This window comes from Odoribacter sp. (assembly GCF_985060555.1).
Genome location: NZ_CFKYFN010000034.1, coordinates 24732 through 43897, shown reverse-complemented (window position 1 = coordinate 43897; position 19166 = coordinate 24732). Strand labels below are relative to the sequence as shown.

16 protein-coding genes are annotated in these 19166 nt (G+C 46.6%); 2 read left to right on the top strand and 14 right to left on the bottom strand.

Annotated elements, in window-relative coordinates; genetic code table 11:
• The first annotated feature begins 23 nt into the window (after window positions 1-23).
• A complete protein-coding gene (locus AC5RDS_RS04250; RefSeq protein WP_494222218.1) occupies window positions 24-1382 on the top strand; it encodes a sigma-54-dependent transcriptional regulator in 1359 nt (452 codons plus the stop codon).
• Window positions 1382-2704 carry a sensor histidine kinase gene (locus tag AC5RDS_RS04245; protein WP_046405852.1) on the top strand — a complete coding sequence of 441 codons (1323 nt, stop codon included), beginning with the start codon at window positions 1382-1384 and terminating at the stop codon, window positions 2702-2704. The genes AC5RDS_RS04250 and AC5RDS_RS04245 overlap by 1 nt, the downstream gene beginning before the upstream one ends.
• Before the next feature lie 27 nt (window positions 2705-2731).
• Here AC5RDS_RS04245 and dacB read toward each other — a convergent pair whose 3' ends face one another.
• The 14 genes from dacB to AC5RDS_RS04175 all read right to left on the bottom strand — a co-directional run bounded on the left by dacB (window position 2732) and on the right by AC5RDS_RS04175 (window position 19145).
• Window positions 2732-4111, bottom strand: a complete 1380-nt coding sequence (dacB, locus tag AC5RDS_RS04240; protein WP_046405851.1) for a D-alanyl-D-alanine carboxypeptidase/D-alanyl-D-alanine endopeptidase — start codon at window positions 4109-4111, stop codon at window positions 2732-2734.
• Window positions 4111-4311 (bottom strand): exodeoxyribonuclease VII small subunit, encoded by a 201-nt coding sequence (xseB, locus tag AC5RDS_RS04235; protein WP_013611594.1) that lies wholly within the window; start codon window positions 4309-4311, stop codon window positions 4111-4113. Before xseB ends, dacB begins: the two co-directional genes overlap by 1 nt.
• Before the next feature lie 45 nt (window positions 4312-4356).
• Window positions 4357-5763: an exodeoxyribonuclease VII large subunit gene (gene xseA / locus AC5RDS_RS04230; protein WP_195328859.1), complete on the bottom strand. Its 1407-nt coding sequence runs from the start codon at window positions 5761-5763 to the stop codon at window positions 4357-4359.
• Complete coding sequence (locus AC5RDS_RS04225) at window positions 5760-6539, bottom strand: toxin-antitoxin system YwqK family antitoxin (RefSeq protein WP_118108000.1); 780 nt, start codon at window positions 6537-6539, stop codon at window positions 5760-5762. Before AC5RDS_RS04225 ends, xseA begins: the two co-directional genes overlap by 4 nt.
• 75 nt (window positions 6540-6614) lie before the next feature.
• A complete protein-coding gene (yihA, locus tag AC5RDS_RS04220; protein WP_041557235.1) occupies window positions 6615-7217 on the bottom strand; it encodes a ribosome biogenesis GTP-binding protein YihA/YsxC in 603 nt (200 codons plus the stop codon).
• Between the two features lie 87 nt (window positions 7218-7304).
• Window positions 7305-8594: a DNA recombination protein RmuC gene (gene rmuC, locus AC5RDS_RS04215; protein ID WP_306450554.1), complete on the bottom strand. Its 1290-nt coding sequence runs from the start codon at window positions 8592-8594 to the stop codon at window positions 7305-7307.
• 97 nt (window positions 8595-8691) lie between these two features.
• On the bottom strand, window positions 8692-10476 hold the full coding sequence (locus AC5RDS_RS04210) for a DEAD/DEAH box helicase (protein ID WP_013611599.1): 1785 nt from the start codon (window positions 10474-10476) through the stop codon (window positions 8692-8694).
• A gap of 190 nt (window positions 10477-10666) precedes the next feature.
• Window positions 10667-11803, bottom strand: a complete 1137-nt coding sequence (gene ftsZ, locus AC5RDS_RS04205) for a cell division protein FtsZ (protein ID WP_118104303.1) — start codon at window positions 11801-11803, stop codon at window positions 10667-10669.
• A 20-nt stretch (window positions 11804-11823) separates the two neighbouring features.
• A complete protein-coding gene (gene ftsZ / locus AC5RDS_RS04200; RefSeq protein ID WP_013611601.1) occupies window positions 11824-13119 on the bottom strand; it encodes a cell division protein FtsZ in 1296 nt (431 codons plus the stop codon).
• A gap of 33 nt (window positions 13120-13152) precedes the next feature.
• Window positions 13153-14322 carry a cell division FtsA domain-containing protein gene (locus AC5RDS_RS04195; protein WP_013611602.1) on the bottom strand — a complete coding sequence of 390 codons (1170 nt, stop codon included), beginning with the start codon at window positions 14320-14322 and terminating at the stop codon, window positions 13153-13155.
• Between the two features lie 11 nt (window positions 14323-14333).
• Complete coding sequence (locus AC5RDS_RS04190) at window positions 14334-15059, bottom strand: cell division protein FtsQ/DivIB (protein WP_013611603.1); 726 nt, start codon at window positions 15057-15059, stop codon at window positions 14334-14336.
• A gap of 49 nt (window positions 15060-15108) precedes the next feature.
• Window positions 15109-16482 carry a UDP-N-acetylmuramate--L-alanine ligase gene (gene murC, locus AC5RDS_RS04185; protein ID WP_046405845.1) on the bottom strand — a complete coding sequence of 458 codons (1374 nt, stop codon included), beginning with the start codon at window positions 16480-16482 and terminating at the stop codon, window positions 15109-15111.
• Between the two features lie 15 nt (window positions 16483-16497).
• A complete protein-coding gene (gene murG, locus AC5RDS_RS04180) occupies window positions 16498-17595 on the bottom strand; it encodes an undecaprenyldiphospho-muramoylpentapeptide beta-N-acetylglucosaminyltransferase (RefSeq protein WP_013611605.1) in 1098 nt (365 codons plus the stop codon).
• 68 nt (window positions 17596-17663) lie between these two features.
• The gene (locus tag AC5RDS_RS04175) at window positions 17664-19145 is read right to left on the bottom strand and encodes an FtsW/RodA/SpoVE family cell cycle protein (protein WP_118104309.1); all 1482 of its coding nucleotides are present in this window, start codon (window positions 19143-19145) and stop codon (window positions 17664-17666) included.
• Window positions 19146-19166 lie beyond the last annotated feature (21 nt).

Genomic DNA, 19166 nt, shown 5'->3' with positions numbered 1-19166 from the left:
AACACCTGTTCAATCCTAAAACCATGGATGGAAAAATTCTGATTGTAGACGATAATGAAGATGTGCTTTTTGCTTTGAATCTATTATTAGAGCCTTATGTGGAAAAAATAAAGGTCACTACTTCTCCTGCGCGTATAGAATATTTTATGGACAATTTCAACCCGGACATTATCTTACTGGACATGAATTTCAGCCGGGATGCCAGCAGTGGACAAGAAGGCTTTCTATGGCTGGAAAAAATTTTACAAAAAGACCCGCAAGCCGTCGTGTTGTTTATCACCGCATATGCCGACACCGAGAAAGCCGTGAAAGCTATTCGTGCCGGCGCGATCGATTTTATTCCTAAACCCTGGGAAACCGAAAAACTGCTGGCCACCATTTCCTCGGCTATCCGTCTCCGCCAAACCCGGACCGAAGTAGTGGCTTTGAAAGAGCAGCTGACAGCCCTTTCCGCTCCGGACGAAGGAGTAGAAATCATCGGTGAATCGCCGGCCATACTGGAAGTAATTCACACCATCAAAAAGATCTCGGGCACCGACGCCAACATTCTTCTATTGGGTGAAAACGGTACGGGGAAAGACCTGATAGCCAAAGCCATTTACCAAAACTCTCCCCGCAACGGAGCTCCTTTTGTCCCGATCGACCTGGGGGCAATCCCGGAAACCTTATTCGAAAGCGAGCTTTTCGGTTACGAAAAAGGAGCTTTCACCGATGCCCGGAAAGACAAAGCAGGACGTATGGAAACCGCCTCGGGGGGAACCCTGTTTCTGGACGAAATCGGAAATCTCTCGCTTCCCATGCAAGCCCGGCTATTGACAGCGATCGAGAAACGTCAAATCACCCGTTTAGGTTCTACTCAGCCTAAAAACATCGATATCCGTTTGATCTGTGCCACCAATGCCGATATCCACAATATGGTCACTACAGGAAAATTCCGCCAGGACCTTCTTTACCGCATCAATACCATCGAAATCCCGATTCCTCCCCTCCGGGAACGGGGAAAGGATATTTTACTCCTGGCCCGGCATTTTCTCAACCGCTATTGCTATAAATACAAAAAAGAAATTACAGGCTTTACACGAGACACCCAACAAAAATTGCTCCAATACAATTGGCCGGGCAATGTAAGGGAATTACAGCATGCTGTCGAACGGGCCGTTATCCTGGCCCCGGGCAAGCTGTTAGAACCGGACAATTTTATGTTACGTCCCCCATATAGTAGTACTACCGGTGACCTGGAAACCTTAAACCTGATGGAATTGGAACAAAAAGCGATAGAGAAAGCGATGAAAAAATGTGAAGGTAATATCAGCCGGGCTGCCGAAATGCTGGGCATCACCCGTTTTGCCCTTTACCGTAAACTGGAAAAATACGAAATCTGATGAAATCTTTCCAAAACTCCCGTCTGATCTTACTCTTACAAAGCGGATCGTTGGTCTTCCTTTCTGTTTTGTTGGGAATCCTATTGATGAAATCGCTTTGGTTTTGTTCGCTCTTTACTTTTTTCGTCATTCTCCTGTTTATCCTCCATATCGACAAGCAGCAACAAAAGTTGACCGAAATGGTCATGCGGCTCATTACGGCTATCCGTTTTTCAGATTTTTCGTTATCTTTCCGTCCGGGGAGTAAAAAACAGGCAGACCCTCGGTTAACGCAGGCGATGGAACAAGCTTTAAAGCAATTCCGGGAAAAAATGTACACCCTCGAAGAACAACACCTATATTATAATACCTTGTTGAGTACCATCGATTCGGGCATATTGGTCCTCAACCGGAACGGAACCATCGAATGGTATAATAAAACCGTGCTTCGGGAATTCGGCCTGACCAGCCTTCGCCAACTTTCAGAACTGGCAGCGATTACCCCTGACTTACCCGACCTATTGCTGCGGCTTATCCCCGGAGAAACTCATATTCTGCGTCTGGAACAAGTCGGCCGGGTTCGTGAAATCGCTCTGAATCCGGTCATTTTCAGAATACAGGGCAAAGAATTATTATTGATCAGCCTGAAAAACATTCATTCGGTACTGGAAAACAATGAAATCGAAGCCTGGCAAAAACTGATCCGGGTGCTGACCCATGAAATCATGAACTCCCTGGCCCCCATCATTTCTCTATCCGAAACCCTGACGGAACGGGTTGCCCGGACAACGACCGAAGATGCGACCTCACCGGTCATGCTCCAGGCTTTAGAAGCGATCCACCGGCGTAGTAAGGGATTACTCGAATTTGTACAAAATTACCGGAAACTTACCCGTATCCCGGCTCCCGAATTAGTCCCGCTCTCGCTGGAAGAATTATTCACCGGTCTTCGGAAACTCCATGCGACCTCTGTTATTCCCTGTGAATTTATTTGTCACGATCCCCGCCTGCAAATCCAAGCCGACCGAACCCAGATCGAACAGGTACTCCTCAATCTCATCCGAAATGCCGAAGAAGCCTGCCGGGATATACCGGCTCCCCTGATCCGCATCACCACCCAGTCCGACACCACTCAGATCACCATCCACGTCGAGGACAACGGACCGGGCATCGTCCCTGAAGCTTTGGATAAAATCTTCGTTCCTTTTTTCACAACCAAATCCGGAGGCTCGGGTATCGGTCTCAGCCTGTGTAAACAAATCATGACCCTCCATAAAGGCAATATCACCGTCAAATCACAAACCGGTGCAGGAAGTGTTTTCACCCTTTCTTTCCGAAGATAAACCAATCACGGGAGGGGGATCGGAATATCAATAGCTCAGCAGACTTTGCAAGAATTTTCCGACCGCTTTTTGTAATTGTGAAGCAGTACAGGTATAATGGTTGATGAGAACGGTAAAGGCCATTCGTTCATTCCCCGTAGTAGTCAGGTAACCTGCCAGACAACGTACTCCGGACATCGACCCGGTTTTAGCCTGCATCCGTCCTTTCAATGCTGTCGCTCCGATACAATAACCACTTAAACCACCGTCTTTTCCTGCCACCGGCAATGAACGGCCCAATGTCTCCCCTACCACTTTGTCTGCATAAACCAACAGGTCGGTAAAAACAGAAGCCGGCACAGCATCCATCGGCGACAACCCACAGGCATCTTTTAAGATCATTCCTTCCGCCGGTATCCCAGCCTCTTTGAGTAACATTCCGACCTTTTCCGGCCAATCCGCCGGAGCTACCAGGCACCCTAAGGCTTCGGCAAACAAATTGACACTGGCTTTGTTGGTATGGAATACGATTTCCCCCAATTCAGGAGAAGTCAGGGTCAACCATTCCGTACGGGGTTGTTCTTCGATTTTTTTCTTCGCAACGGTAATTCCTCTGGCTTTCAGTATATCGGTCAATTCGGCTACAAATACTTCAGCCGGACGATGTATCGCACCTTTCACTTTAAAGAGCGTCCGGTTTTGTGGAAGAGTCCCCCGAATACATAAAACTTCACTATAGGGTCCTCCGAACACCCAGGCATCATCCCGGTTTCCGACAGCAGCCGTTACCTCATTCACTATTTTCACTCCCGGCAAAGCAGGGACAATCTCTTTTAACTTAGCCGGAGTGCCTGCGACTCCTGTCTGAAAATGATAAAAACAGGTATTATCCCGGTAATTGAAGGGCAGATACAAAGCTGCATAGTAATTCGAAACATCTTCCCAAGTCCACGATCCCGGAATATTCACTCCCGGTAATGCTCCCTCGACCCGGATACTTCCGTCTATTCGTTGTATTCCTGCTTTTTCCAACGCAGTGACGATCGGACTCAAAAGAGAATGATTGGGGAAATAACGGGACTCGAGCGTCGGATCACCCGCTGCCACAAGAATCAAATCTCCGGTTAAAGTACCATCTTGTATCTTTCCGGTATACCCGACCCGGGTTTTAAAACGAAAATCTTTCCCTCTTTCCTGTAAAGCAAATACAGTAGGCAGTAATTTCGTCACGGAGGCCGGAGTCAAGGCCATTCCTGCCTGATGAGCCAATACCGTCGTTCCATCTCCGACTTTTTTCACCGATATACCGATAGCAGCGTGATTCAATCCCGGCGTTTCCAGTAATTGCTTTAAAGCCACTTCCGGCTGTCCTTGCACGCCCCACCCCCAAAGACAAAAACAAAATACAACTCCCCAATATCTCATCATCAATCTTCTATCGTCTTCAAAATCTTCTCTACCTCTTCCTCGGTCTCGTGCAGTTTGGATTTACAAAAAGCAATCAATTCCGATACCCGCTTTACCTTGCCGCTCAATTCATCGACATCCAGTTGATTATTTTCCAGTTTAGTCACGATATCCTCGATTTCGGCCATAGCCTCTTTATAGGTTAATTTATTTTCTTCCATAGGGTTATAAAAGTTTTTGAGTTGCTGAGTTACTGAGTTGCTGAGTTACTGAGTTGCTGAGTTGCTGAGTTGCTGAGTTGCTGAGTTGTTAAGGATTTGACATTGGATTTTACCATGAGCTAATTCGGTTTCCACGATCTCTCCGGCTTGTAAAACCGCAGCTTTTCTGACTGCTTTTCCATTCAAACGGGTGATCGAATAACCTCTTTCCAGCACATTTTTAGGATCTACGTATTTGATCGTCGTTGCAGCCAATTCCAGACGACGGTGTTGATCTGCAAATATCCGACCGGTTTGTTGTTGTAAGGCCTTTCCGAAATTTTCCAGGCGATTTCGCTGACGATCGGCCAAGACATCTATCCGGCCGGTTATTTTCATTTTCAAACGATCGAAATATACCTGCCGGTTCCGGATATAATTTTCAGAAGCATGGTCCAAACGTTGGGACAGCAATTTCAGGTTTGTTCGATTCCCTGTCAACACCACTTGCACCGAACGTTTAAAATCGGATATCCTTACCACCTGTCTGTTTTGTTCGTTGTGGAGCAATTCCTGCACTCCTACGATAAAATCATTTTTCCAGGTCTCCAACTGCCCATCCTGCTCCCGGAAAGTCCCGATCAAAAAAGCGGCAGCAGCCGTAGGAGTCTTCACCCGCATATGTGCAACACGGTCGACGATTGTTTCGTCTCTCTCGTGACCGATTCCGGCAATCACAGGCAAGGGAAACTGCGCAATATTAGCAGCCATCTCATAAGAATCGAAACAACCCAGATCGGTCTGCGAACCACCTCCCCGGATAATGACCACCACATCGAATACCGATTCATATTCATAAATCCGTTCCAAAGCGGCAATCACCGAATCGGTCGTTTTATCCCCCTGCATAATCGCCGGAAAGAGTTTGACCTGAAAACGATACCCGTACGGATTGGTCTGCAGCTGATTCATAAAATCTCCCAATCCTGCAGCCGTAGGTGAAGAAATGACTGCGATCGTTTTAGGCAATACCGGGAATTCCAGTTCCCGGTTCATATCGATTACCCCATCGGCCTCGAGCTGAGCCAGGATTTCTCTCTTTTTCCGTTCCAGATCCCCGATGGTATAAGTCGGGTCGATATCCCGGATATTCAACGAATAACCGTATAATTCATGAAAAACGACCTCGACATTCAACAGGACTTTCATCCCTTTCTCCAACTGCCGTCCGGTTGTCGTCTCGAAATAAGGACGCAACGTACGAAAGGTAAACGCCCAGATCGTCCCCCGGGCAGTGGCTACAATACTGTCTTCCTGTTCCCTCTTGTCCGCCAATTGCAAATAACAATGACCGGAACGATTCAGCTGTACCTCTGTAATCTCGGCCGTAATCCAAACCGAATCGGCAAAGCTAGCCTTCAAAGTCTGCTTGATCCGGTTGTTCAATTCATATAGACTGATCGCCTCCATCATTCCATCCCGGTTAATTTCATATACCCCTCCGGATCATCGGCAAAAACAGCCGGATCGGGAATCTTTTTTACCGTCGACAACAAAACATCCAACTGCCGGCTTTCTTCCAGCTCATCTTCCTCTGCCGTATCCGAAATACCGGCGCGGTAGTTTTTACGTTTTACCTCTACCCCCGAATCATCGAAAAATACCCAGGTTCCCTCTTTCCGGTCATTCCGGTACCGGCCTTCCGAACGTAATATCCCCTGATAACTATAAGTCTTCACTTCCCCATCCAATTTTCCGGCTTTCAAACCGGCGATCATCCGCAACTGTCCGTTATCATAATACAATTTCCACTCCCCTTCCGGTTTACCGTTCACCCAACCTTTTTCCTCAGCGGGATTACCCGTACTGAAAAAACGGACCGTCTTCCCATTCAATACCTGATCACGATATTCCTCCTTCATCAAAAGACAATCGTTCTTAAAATATTCCCAGGTCCCCTGCTTCTTCCGGCCGACATATTTTCCCCGCATGCAACAATCGCTTTTCCGGCTGTACAACACAGCCTCGACCGTATCTCCGCGATACACCATCCGCGCCTGCAACTTACCGTCAGGATAATACCGTTTCATTTCTCCGGCAGGCTTTCCTGCTCTGAAATACCCTTCATAACGTAATGTCCCGTCAGGATAAGTCCCTTTACGCCACTCAGCCTCCTGTCCCCGGCTCTCCGGCATCCCCAGGAGCAAACATCCCCAAAACAAGACAGCAAGCACAACGTTCGTCTCCATATTCTAAAATATAATCAGTTCTTAAAGTTGCTCTTTTGTCACTTAAAGTTTATGTACTTTATAAACTATTCAATCCTACAATTTTACGGTACGGTTCAATTCATCGATATAATCCAGCACCTCTTCCCGTCCCAATCGCTTTTCAGAAGAAGTCATAAAAGCCATAGGTGTCGTCTCCCAGGTTTCCAGCATCACCTTATGATAGTCGTCGATACATTTCAAGCGTTGTGTGGCAGAGAGTTTATCCGCTTTCGTGAAAATCATCACAAAGGGAACCCCATTCTCACCCAGCCATTCCATAAATTCCAAATCGATTTTCTGCGGTTCCAGTCTACTGTCTATCAAGACAAAAAGGCAGACCAAATTCTCCCGTTTGAGAATATAATCCCGAATCATTTTTTCAAATTGCCGGCGGGCGGTTTCGGAAGTACGGGCATATCCATATCCGGGCAAATCCACCATATACCACATATCGTTGATCAGAAAGTGATTGATCAATTGGGTCTTCCCGGGCCGTGCAGCTGTCTTAGCCAATTTTTTATTGTTCGTCAGCATATTGATCAACGATGATTTTCCGACATTCGACCGCCCGATAAAAGCATATTCATGCCGGTCCGGCTTCGGACATTTCTCCACTGTTGCATTACTGACGACAAATTCTGCTTTTACTATATCCATATTCCATTCCATTTGGGATTATTTTACAAAGATAAAATATAAAACGGAGAATGAGAAAAACAGGAAACAAAACAAGAAAAATCAGAATCACCTAATTAGTTCTTCAGGGATTTCTTTGTCTCCTCTGCGGGATTTCACCCCCAATTCTTTTAGTTTCAGGGTTTGGGAGATCAGGTTTCCGTTACCTTCTTTTAAGCGGTTTAATGCTTGCCTGTAACTTTCTTCTGTACGTTGGATGTTGTCGCCGATAGCGGTCAGGCTTTCCAGAAAAGCCACACATTTATCGTAAAGCTTAGCTCCCCGTTCAGCGATTTCCTGAGCATGGCGGTTTTGGTATTCCCGGCTCCATAAATCGGCAGTGAGTTTCAAAGATACGATCAGATTGGAAGGACTCAACAACAATACCCTTTTCCGATAAGCTTCATGCCAAAGGGTAGGTTCCGACTGCATAGCCAACACATAAGAAGATTCGTTGGGAATAAACAACATCACAAAATCCAGGGCACCGTCACACCAATCGCAATAATTTCTGGCAGACAATTCGTCTATATGTTTCCTTACCGACAACAAATGGGCCTTCAAGGCAACTTCCCGTTCCGTTTCGGTCTCTGCATTGCAATAATCGACGTAGGCGGTCAACGAAACTTTAGAATCGATAATCACCTTCCGGTTATCAGGATACACCACAATCACATCCGGCCGCATCGTGTTCCCGTTCTCTGTCCGGATCACCCTATCGCTTTCATCTTTCAACGTTTCCTGAATAAAATACTCCCTTCCTTTCGTCAATCCCGAATTTTCAAGAATTCGCTCGAGAATCATTTCCCCCCAATCCCCCTGCGTTTTCGTATTTCCTTTCAAAGCATTGGTTAAATTGACGGCATCCTCCCGGATCCGATTATTCAGCTGCACCAATTCTGCGATCTTTCGTTCCAGTACGGTCCGCTCGACCGTTTCTTTCGAATAGCTTTCTTCCACTTTTTTACGGAACTCCTGAATATCTTTATTCAAAGGGCTCAGTATACGCTCTATATTTTCCCGGTTCGCTTCCGTAAAACGCCGGGATTTATCCTCCAGGATATCGTTTGCCAGATTTTGAAACTGCTCTTTCTGTAAAGCCGCTATTTGCAAAATCTCCTCTTTTTGGCCCCTCCATTTTTCTTCCGTCTGCCGCAAATTCTCCTTCAACCGTTCATTATCGCGGATCAAGGCCATTTTTTCTTCCTGCCATCGTTGTTCCTTCTCTTCCCAGGCTTTGACTTTTTCCTGTAATATCCGAAGATTGACCTCCATACCTTTTCTCCCGATACGGGTCGAAAGATAAGTCAGTAAACCACCTATTCCGGCTCCTGTCAAAAAATACAGTAATACTTCCATTGAAAATCAGTTTCATTATAAAAATAAAACAGACTCAACCGTTATCACCGTTTCATCTGTTTTATCTTTTGTTCTATTTCATCCGTCGTTTATCGTCTTATCTTTTCTTGCGGGAACGACCTCCGCTTTCGATACCTTTTTTCTTTTCTCCGAAGCGTCCACGGCTACTTCCGTCACTCCGGCGGTTTGCCGAACGCCATTTATTGTTGGCAGTAGAACTCCGGCGTTCTCCGCCCCGGTCCGAACGGTTATAACGATCCTTTACCTCGGAAAGCGTAAAGGGCAGACCGTTGAAACTGACATTCCGGAAACAAGACATAAACCCGTTGATTCCACGCACATCGACTTCAAATTTCGTATTATTACCGAAAATGCGGATACTCCCGATTTCCAATCCTTTCCGCGGGGCATTCTCATTGATAATAGTCATCAGATCACGTGGAGTGAACCCGTCCTCTTTACCGACATTCACAGAGAAAGTCGTAAAAGTCACACTCTCTTCATTTTTCCGTTCTCCACGCCGTTTTTCTCTCCGTCCTCCATCGTGCCGCTCTTCATCCGAAAGATTCAAATCGGCAACCGAAGCATATTTTTTCAGTAATTTTCCGAATTCATAGGACATCATCTTCTGGATCAACTCTTCTTTAGACAACTCTTCGAATTTCTCGAACAACTCGTGCCGGTATTTATCCAGAGTCTCTTTCGGTTCTGTCATCAGGATCTTGTCGGCATAATACGACAGCTGAGCCCGACACACTTCTTCACCTCCGGGCACTTCCTTATACTGGAATTTTTTCTTCAGGATATTCTCGATCCGGCGCAATTTTCCTTTTTCTTTCGAATTGATAATAGCCACCGAAATCCCCTCACGTCCGGCCCGGCCGGTGCGACCGCTACGATGGGTGTAACTTTCCACATCTTCGGGCAAATTATAATTGATTACATGAGTCAGATTGTCCACATCCAATCCCCGGGCAGCCACATCGGTAGCCACCAGCACTTTCAGCCGTTTAGCCCGGAAACGGTCCATCACATCATCCCGTTGTGCCTGACTCAAGTCACCGTGCAGGGCATCACAATCGATCCCGTCTTTCTGTAACTTCCGGGCAATTTCCCGGGCATCCATTTTCGTCCGGGTGAAAATAATCGCATACATATCCGGAGCGCAGTCGATCACCCGATGAAGAGTCTCATAACAATCCCTGGCCAGCACCTGATAATATTCGTGCGTCACTGTATCTGCCCCCTGATTTTTCTTTCCGGTAGAAATTTCCTGAGGATTACGGAGATAATTCTTAGCGATACGTTCCACCTCACGAGGCATAGTCGCTGAAAACAGATAGGTATTTCTTTCTGCAGGAGTTTCATCCAAAATAAAATTCAGATCCTCCTTAAAACCCATATTCAACATCTCGTCGGCTTCATCGAGTACGACTGCCCGAACCTGTTCGATTTTCACCGCTTCCCGCTTGATTAAATCACAGAGACGGCCCGGAGTAGCCACCAATACGTGTACACCCCTATCCAATTCCCTGATTTGTTTGCGGATATCCGCCCCCCCATATACACATGCCACCCGGATATCACTCCGGTATTTCGCATAATTCTGCAAGTCCTTACCGATCTGCATACACAACTCGCGGGTAGGACTCAGAATCAGCACCTGAATTGCATTCAATGAAGTGTCCAGCTTTTGCAATAAGGGCAAACCGAAAGCCGCTGTTTTACCGGTCCCGGTCTGAGCCAAGGCCACCAAATCATTTTCTTCCCCTAAAATCACGGGAATTACTTTTTCCTGTACAGGACTAGGAACCTCGAACCCTAAATCTTCAATTCCTTTTAGAATTTCTCCTTCTAAACCTAATTCTTTAAATTTTTCCATTCTTTTTTTTAATGCAGCATCTTGCTGCGTTACTTGGCAACTCCATTGTTGCACTTTCTCCTCTTCCCCATTTCTCTCTTCCTCCCCCTATCTTTCCCCCCTTTTACTTTTTACCTTTTACCTTTTACTTTTTGTGCCTCTCCCGTCTTTAGCTTTTAGCCTTTAGCTTTCTAGCCTTTAGCTTTTAGCCTCAACTCACCCTCAAGTCCCTCCGTTCGAATGCAGGTACCGTCTCTAATTCCCTCACCTGTTCTTCGGTCAATCCGGGTTTCACCCGTACTTCTTCCTCTTTCAGGCATTCCGGTTGTTTAGCATATCCGGCACAAGTATTCTCTTCTCCGAACAACTCGATATCTCCGGTAGGGAAACCGGTAGCAATGATCGTCACAGAGACGGCATCCCCCAAATCGGGATCGGTACCCACACCCCAGATCACAGCGGCATTATTTCCCACTTTACGAATAATATGGGAAGTAATCTGAGACATTTCGTCCATGGTAATCTCATCTGTTCCGGAAGTAATATTCAGTAAAATATCTTTCGCTCCTAAAATATCGTTATTATTCAGCAGCGGACTTTCCAAAGCCTCTGTGATTGCCCGGATCGCCCGGTCCTCACCGCTAGCCTGGGCAGCTCCCATAATAGCCACCCCACTATCCGTCATCACCGTCCTGACATCGGCAAAATCGACATTGATATATCCCGGAAGGGTAATAATCTCAGCAATACCTTTAGCAGCGATATTCAGTACATCGTTGGCTTTTGCAAAAGCTTGCGATATAGTTTGCGATCCATAGATCGATTTGATTTTTTCATTATCGATAACGATCAGACAATCCACATGATCTTTTAAGCGACGCAATCCGTCACGGGCCTGATCCAAACGTTTCGGACCTTCGAAACGCGCCGGCACCGAAACGATCCCAACCGTCAGAATCCCCATGTCCTTAGACAACCTGGCAATCACCGGGGCAGCCCCCGTACCGGTACCTCCTCCCATAGCAGCCGTGATAAAGGCCATCCGGGTATCCTTCTTCAGAATAGCTTCTATATCGGCCAGACTCTCCTGAGCCGACTTCTCTCCCATGGCAGGATTATTACCTGCTCCATGTCCTGCGGTCAACTCTTTCCCCAACTGAATTTTACAAGGAATCGGACTGTTGCGGAGCGCCTGATAATCTGTATTACAAATGACAAAATCGACATCACAGATCCCTTTCTCGTACATATATTCCACAGCATTTCCACCTCCGCCACCGACACCGATCACCTTGATAATGGTAGGCGTTTTCTCGTTCAGATTAAAATTTATAAATCCGTCGACCATGGTATTATTCGTTTATTTGTTTATTCTTCATCACTAAAAAGCGTACCGATCTTTCGTTTGAGCCATCCGTTCGTATCGGGCACTTCATTGACTCCCCGCTGGCTCCGCTCAAAACGGTCTACCCGTCGGTTAGATTCCCGTTTCTGTTTTCTCGCCCGTTCTTCTTCCTGTTTCTGACGGCGCAAACGGGCTTCTTCCTCCAGTTCGGCCGGATTCATAACCTTCATCTCCAGATCGTCGGGCAAGGGCTCCACCTTAAAATAGGGCTTTTTAGCCGATGTCGTAGTTGCCGTTTCTATTTTCTGCTCTGTTGCAGCAGTAGCTCTTCCCCGGTTATTGTTAAATCCGGTAGCGATCACCGCTACCCGCAGTTTATCCCCCAAGGTCTCGTCTTTACCGGTCCCCCAAATCACATTCACATTTCTTCCTACTTTCTCCCGCAACGAATCGGTGATCAGACTGATTTCATCCATCGTGACTTCCTTTTCGCCGTAAAGCATATTCAACAGAATATTAGAAGCTCCCCGAATATCGTTACTGTTCAACAAAGGCGATATCAAAGCATTCGTCAAGGCTTCCATCGCCCGGCCTTCTCCTTCCGCTTCAGCCGCTCCCATCAAAGCCACCCCGCTATCCCGCATCACGCTCTCGACATCGGCAAAATCGACATTGACATATCCTTTTACGGTAATGATTTCGGCAATACTCTTCGCCGCAATCGTCAGGACGTTATCGGCCATAGCAAAAGCATCGGACAACTTCAGGTCTCCGTATATCTCCCGCAACCGTTCATTGGCAATAATCAGCAAAGCATCTACATACTCTTCCAGTTCATCGATACCGGTCATCGCCTGTTCGATCTTGCGTTTGCCTTCGAAGCTGAAAGGCACGGTCACGATACCGATGGTCAGAATACCCAATTCCTTCGCCTGCCGGGCAATTTCAGGAGCGGCTCCGGTACCCGTCCCTCCCCCCATTCCGGCAGTAATAAACACCATCCGGGTATTATGTTCGAGAATCGTTTTGATAAAATCCATACTCTCGATAGCGGACAGACGTCCTCTTTCGGGCTGGCAACCAGCCCCGCGTCCTTCTGTCAGCTCCTTCCCCAACTGGATCCGGTTTTTTACCCGGCTCTGGCGCAAAGCTTGTATATCCGTATTACAAACGACAAATTCAACCCCATGAATTCCCTGCCGGAACATATGGTTTACGGCATTACTTCCACCTCCGCCGACACCGATCACCTTAATGATCGATTCTTCTTGAGTTGCATCAGGTAATTTCAATGAAATCAGGTCGTCTTCAATTTCCATAACTTGAAAAATAAAAGTTAAACATTCCGGAGCCTAAATACCGAAGATCTTACCGATTCTTCTGACAATCTTTTCTCCGATACCATTAGGGGTCTCCTTCGGTTCTTGCCGGGCACAAAGCAACAGTCCCAGAGCCACCAGATACTCAGGTGTCCGCAACACTTCTTCCCGGGGGGCCTGAATCCGACGTGCCGCAGCACTTTCTACAGGATGTCCGGACATCCGCCGCAACAATTCATCTACATCCTGCAACCGACTGCCTCCTCCTGTCAACAATACCGGATCTTCGACATCATCGAATCCCCATTGCTGCAACTGGAAAATCACACCCTCCAGCAATTCTTCGCACCGACTTTGTATAACCGTAGCCAAATCCCGGCTTTCCAACGTTAAGCGGGTATCCGGTATCGGCAATTTTTTATTTTTACAGATCGACCTTAAGGCCTGTCCGTATTCGTGTTTCAACTTACGGGCTTGTCCGAAACTCAAGGCAAAAGCAGCCATCGTATCGGTATCTATCGTCCGTACCCCGATCGGCAAATGCGCTTCATATTCCAACATTCCATCACGGAAAAGGACGACGTTCACTCCCATCGCTCCCAGATCCACCAAAGCAAAGTCACGTTCAGCCCGTTCTACATCCAGTGCTTCAGCATAAGCACGAACCGCCGGATAAAACTCTATCTCCTGAATCCCGCTTCCCTCGAACAGTCCCTGAATATCGGCCAAATAATCATAATCGGCCAGATATACCTGATAGGTCACCTCCAGATTCCGTCCGCTTCTACCCAGCGGATCGGCGATCATTTCCCCGCGGTCGATCGCATAACCTACCGGCAGGATATCCACCACTTCATCCTGTCCTCCGCCATAAGCGTCTATGCAACGTTGTTCTGCCCGGAATAAATCACTTTGTTCAACGACTTTCTTTTGTATAGGTACGACTATTCTTCGTTCGACGATCCGCAAAACAGCTCCCGACAAGGCCACATTCATCACCTCGATTTCCCGGTCTTTCATCAGCTCCGACATCAGGCTACGAATACACATTCTCACCTTCTCCTTATCCTTGATTACGCCATGTTCGATGCCTTGTGAGGCCATAATCTTTATTCCTTTCAAATGGCAAACGCTCCCTTCTCCCGAAGCCAGCGCCATAACCATTTTTTCAGATCCCATATCCAAAGATGCAGTCCAACCCATAATCTGCTATATTATCTTTTAACACATACTATCTGATTCTTAAACTTCAGATTTATTTCTTTATATACGTTCCATCCCTTTAAAACTATACCTTCCCGAAGGAAAAGACGTAAATTTTCCAATTTCTCGTTCATATCGTCCAAAGTCCCTAATACAATCCTGAAATTCCCGACTTTCGGGATCAGTACAACTTCATTTCCTTTTTCGACGACGATCTGTTCCACCAAAGCATCCCAGAACTCATCATTCCGTAAAGTCATTATAAAAGGGTATAAACCATTACAAGCAAACTTTCTGGATATATTTCCGGTAGCCACGACTACGCGCGACGTATATTTCCGGGACAACGGCATGATTTTACCATCTTCATCCACATAATAACCTTCACCTGACATAATTCTCAGTACAGGCTTTCGTTGTGTGATTTCTACATGAAAATAACCGTCCAAAGTGTAGTAAACCTGAGCCGACTTAATCACCGAATTTCTGACCAGAATATGCTCCAAACTGTCTTTATCGACACTGACTATATTGCATCCCTCGATATCACCATATCCGCGTTTAATAATCCCCAACACTTCCGTCTCGTCGATAAACGCATTTTCTTCGGTACCGTCAACGACAACCTGCAAACCCTCACATTTTACCTCCCTCAATTTTGCCGATGCAAAGGTAAACACAATTATCAGGTATACAAACAAACTGACAGATAATATGTAAGGCAATGTTTTTTTCATTCTTCCCGCCTTTATAGCTTATAGCATATAGCCTTTAACTTTTTACTTTCTACCTTTTTACCTTCTCCCCAATCTCTCCCACCAACCGATCGATATCCCCTGCTCCCATCGTCACCAATATACCTCCCTGAAAATCAGGTATAATCTGTTGTAACAGTTCCTCTTTTGTCACAATATTCCCCGGAACAGTAAGCCTTTTCCGGATCACTTCCGCAGTAATTCCCGGAATAGGTCGTTCCCTGGCCGGATAAATCTCCAGTAAAACCACCCGGTCGGCCAAACTCAGGCTCCGGGCGAAATCCTCCTGAAAATCCCGGGTCCGGGTATATAAATGAGGCTGAAAAACCACCGTCACCGGCCGATCGGGCCACATTTCCCGGACAGAACGCAGCGTAGCCTCGATCTCCCGCGGATGATGAGCGTAATCGTCGATATAAATGGTCTTTTCAGTATACACTTGTATATTAAAACGCCGGGCTACTCCCTTAAAGTCAGGCAGTGCCCTGCGGATTTCCTCAGGCTGTACTCCGGCTTCCAAAGCCAACGTGATGGCTGCCGTTGCATTTTCAACATTCAACCGCCCCGGTATTCCCAGTATCAATCCTTCGATATCTACCCCACGCCCATGATAATCGAATACATAACGTCCCTGTTCGATCCTCAACCCATCGGCATAACAATCGGCTTTCACCTCTACGCCGTAATAACCGGTTACCTGCGTCTGCTTCAACTGCAATCCTTTTTTCAGAAACAGTCTCCCGCCCTGTGGGTTCACTTGTCCGGCAAATGCTTCGAAAGCCTCCAACAGATTGGCTTTATTCTCATAGATATCCAAATGATCTTCATCCATTGCCGTGATTACCGCTATTTCCGGACTCAGATGTAAAAACGAACGGTCGAATTCATCTGCTTCGATAACGATATACGAAGAATTACGATCCAGCAATAGATTAGTTCCAAAATTCGCCGCTATTCCGCCCAAAAAAGCATTACATCCTACGGTTGAATTTTTTAACAAAAAGGCAGTCAGCGTAGATACCGTCGTTTTCCCATGTGTACCGGCTACACAGATCGCCTTTCCTTTCCGGGAAATCATACCCAGGACCTCCGCCCGTTTATGCAAATCGAAACCCGCCCCTACGAAATAAGCCCGTTGCCGGTTATCCCCGGGTATCGCCGGAGTATATACCACCAACGTCGTCGTTTTATCCCGGAATTCAGCCGGAATCTCTTCCTCTTCATCGATATAATTAATCCGGATTTCTTCTTCAGCCTGCATTTTTTGAGTCAATGCCGAAAGAGTCCGGTCATAACCGGCCACTTTGTACCCTTTAGCCTTAAAATAACGGGCCAAAGCACTCATACCTATTCCTCCGATACCCAGGAAATAAACGTTTTTTATCGTCTGTTCTAACTCAACCATACTATTTTCAAACACTTAGCCGATCACCTTCAATATTTCTCTCGCAATCTGCTCATCCGAATCCCGGATAGCCAATTTCGCTATATGCTTTTCCAGCTCTTTCCGTTGTTTTTCATCCGATAGCAAACCGGTGAGCACCTGTTCCAACCGTTCTTCAGCTTCCGTATCCCTGATCATGACAGCAGCCCCTTTATCGACCAGCGCCATAGCATTCTTTGTCTGATGATCTTCTGCCACATTAGGCGAAGGAATCAATACCGCCGCTTTTTCCAATAAGCAAAGTTCGGATATTGTCCCTGCTCCGGCACGGGCAACGACAATATCCGCAGCAGCATAAGCCAAATCCATCCGCTTCAGGAAAGCCAGTAATTTTACATTTTCCGGTAATTTACCGTCCAGCTGTTTTTTCAGATCCTCATAATAATAACTACCACACTGCCACAATACCTGTACCTCTTGCCACTGCCCTATATCCTTTAAACAACGCATCACCGCTTTATTCAATGTGCCGGCACCCAAGCTTCCTCCGGTCACCAATATCGTCTTCTTCGAGGCATCCAGTCCATAGAATTCTATTCCTTCAGCCCTGATTTCCCGGGCCTGTAACAGATCTTTCCGCACCGGGTTACCGGTAAAGATAATTTTCTTTTTTTCAAAAAAACGCTCCATCCCTTCATAAGCCACACAAATCTTACAAGCTTTTTTCGCCAGTAGTTTATTCGTCACCCCTGCATAGGAATTCTGTTCCTGCAAAATCAAAGGAATACCTGCTTCTGCAGCTACCCGTCCGATCGGCCCACTGGCATATCCACCGACTCCCACCACAGCATCGGGTTTAAACTCCCGGATAATCTTTCTGGCTTTACGCAGACTCTTCCAAAGATTATACAATACTTTCACATTTTCCAGAGTCAGTTTACGTTTTAGTCCCCTCACCGGTAATCCTTCGATGCGATAACCCGCTTCAGGCACTTTTTCCATCTCCATCTTCCCCTCGGCCCCGACAAACAAAATCTCGATATCCGGTTGCAACCGCTTCAATGCATTCGCAATCGACAACGCCGGAAAGATATGTCCTCCGGTACCTCCTCCGCTAACAATCACTCTTTTCATATCACAAAAGTATTAATCTATCTTCAAATCAAAAATCCGTATATAACTTAAATTTATAAACTTCCAATTTATCTTCCCCTTCGCTTCAGCTCATTCAATACTTCCCGGCCTTCACTTTCCAGCTCGTCCCTGATCTCTCCGATTCCTTCCTCACCGAGAATATCGAAATCCCGATCTTCGTCGTACTCTGCCGGTTTTCTCCCCCGCCGTCTTCCTGTCGGAGGCGTTACGGTCCGGGGTTGCATCTCCGGCAATTCCCCATCTTCCACTTCATCGACCAGCACTTCCTCGGGTTCGTATTCTTCCCGTCTGTTCTTCCGCCCCTGTTTTTCACTTTTCATCTTCAGCCGTTCGCTCTCTTCCTTTTCACCCTCCGGTGAAAAGGTATGGGCAATACTGAGAATCACACCGAAAGCTGCACTGGTAAACAAAAGCGACGTACCTCCCATACTCACCAAAGGCAAGGTCTGTCCGGTCACCGGTAATAACCCCACACAGACTCCCATATTGATCATTGCCTGTAAAACGATCGTCAACCCTAAACCGACAACCAGCAAAGCCGGAAAAATATCCGGCATACCCCGATCATTCAACACTTCCTTCCTCATGCTCTTTCGCCCGATCACTCCTACCCGGAACAAAATCACCGCATACAGCAACATGATGAAAGCACCGCCTCCCAATCCGTATTCTTCAATCACAATAGCATAAATAAAATCGGAATAAGGGTGAGGCAAAAAATTACGCTGCGTACTGTTACCGGGTCCGCTCCCCATCAATCCCCCCTTAGCCACCGCAATACGAGCCTGTACCGACTGATAGGAATAACCGTCTCCATCCTCTCCGCCTTTGGCAAAATCTGTAATACGGTTAACCATCGTACCGATCCGTCCCCATTTTTGCACCTGAGGCACATAAATTCCCAGAATCAACACCAAAGCAATCGCCGCCAAAGCGGTTCCCAAGGTCATCGCCAACAACCGCCAGCGCATCCGGGCTATCATAAACAGGATAAAACATACTGCCCCGATCAAAGCCGAGGTAGAGAAATTATCCATAAAAATCAACAAAATCACCGGTCCCACAAAAAGCAGAAACTTCTGTAAAACACTATCGTCACAATGCGTGTCGGTCTGAGCCTCGGACAAAATCCGGGCTGTAAACATCATGATAGCGATTTTCGCCAGCTCGGAAGGCTGAAAAGTAAGACCGATCAAAGGCAAACGGATCCATCGCCCGGCTCCGTTGATATTCGTACCCCCAAAGGCTGCACAAACCAATAAAATCATAGATACGAACAACAACACTCCGGCATATTTATAAAAATACCGGTAATGAATCGACTGTACGATAAACATCACTCCAAAACAGCCTCCGATCAAAAATAATTGCTTGATCAGATAGAAAAACGTATTCCCCGCCTTCTCGTTATAAGCCAGACGTCCTGTAGAGGAATACACCACCATGACAGAAGCGATCATCAGCATGATAACGATATACCAGAGAATCTTATCTCCCTTAAATGCTATTTTTTCTTTCCAGTCGTTCATTTCAATCGAATCCAGATTTCA

Bases quoted from the DNA above. Each gene is read 5' to 3' on its own strand.
- AC5RDS_RS04250 (WP_494222218.1), top strand. From the start codon at position 24: ATGGATGGAAAAATTCTGATTGTAGACGATAATGAAGATGTGCTTTTT.
- AC5RDS_RS04245 (WP_046405852.1), top strand. From the start codon at position 1,382: ATGAAATCTTTCCAAAACTCCCGTCTGATCTTACTCTTACAAAGCGGA.
- dacB (WP_046405851.1), bottom strand. From the start codon at position 4,111: ATGATGAGATATTGGGGAGTTGTATTTTGTTTTTGTCTTTGGGGGTGG.
- xseB (WP_013611594.1), bottom strand. From the start codon at position 4,311: ATGGAAGAAAATAAATTAACCTATAAAGAGGCTATGGCCGAAATCGAG.
- xseA (WP_195328859.1), bottom strand. From the start codon at position 5,763: ATGATGGAGGCGATCAGTCTATATGAATTGAACAACCGGATCAAGCAG.
- AC5RDS_RS04225 (WP_118108000.1), bottom strand. From the start codon at position 6,539: ATGGAGACGAACGTTGTGCTTGCTGTCTTGTTTTGGGGATGTTTGCTC.
- yihA (WP_041557235.1), bottom strand. From the start codon at position 7,217: ATGGATATAGTAAAAGCAGAATTTGTCGTCAGTAATGCAACAGTGGAG.
- rmuC (WP_306450554.1), bottom strand. From the start codon at position 8,594: ATGGAAGTATTACTGTATTTTTTGACAGGAGCCGGAATAGGTGGTTTA.
- AC5RDS_RS04210 (WP_013611599.1), bottom strand. From the start codon at position 10,476: ATGGAAAAATTTAAAGAATTAGGTTTAGAAGGAGAAATTCTAAAAGGA.
- ftsZ (WP_118104303.1), bottom strand. From the start codon at position 11,803: ATGGTCGACGGATTTATAAATTTTAATCTGAACGAGAAAACGCCTACC.
- ftsZ (WP_013611601.1), bottom strand. From the start codon at position 13,119: ATGGAAATTGAAGACGACCTGATTTCATTGAAATTACCTGATGCAACT.
- AC5RDS_RS04195 (WP_013611602.1), bottom strand. From the start codon at position 14,322: ATGGGTTGGACTGCATCTTTGGATATGGGATCTGAAAAAATGGTTATG.
- AC5RDS_RS04190 (WP_013611603.1), bottom strand. From the start codon at position 15,059: ATGAAAAAAACATTGCCTTACATATTATCTGTCAGTTTGTTTGTATAC.
- murC (WP_046405845.1), bottom strand. From the start codon at position 16,482: ATGGTTGAGTTAGAACAGACGATAAAAAACGTTTATTTCCTGGGTATC.
- murG (WP_013611605.1), bottom strand. From the start codon at position 17,595: ATGAAAAGAGTGATTGTTAGCGGAGGAGGTACCGGAGGACATATCTTT.
- AC5RDS_RS04175 (WP_118104309.1), bottom strand. From the start codon at position 19,145: ATGAACGACTGGAAAGAAAAAATAGCATTTAAGGGAGATAAGATTCTC.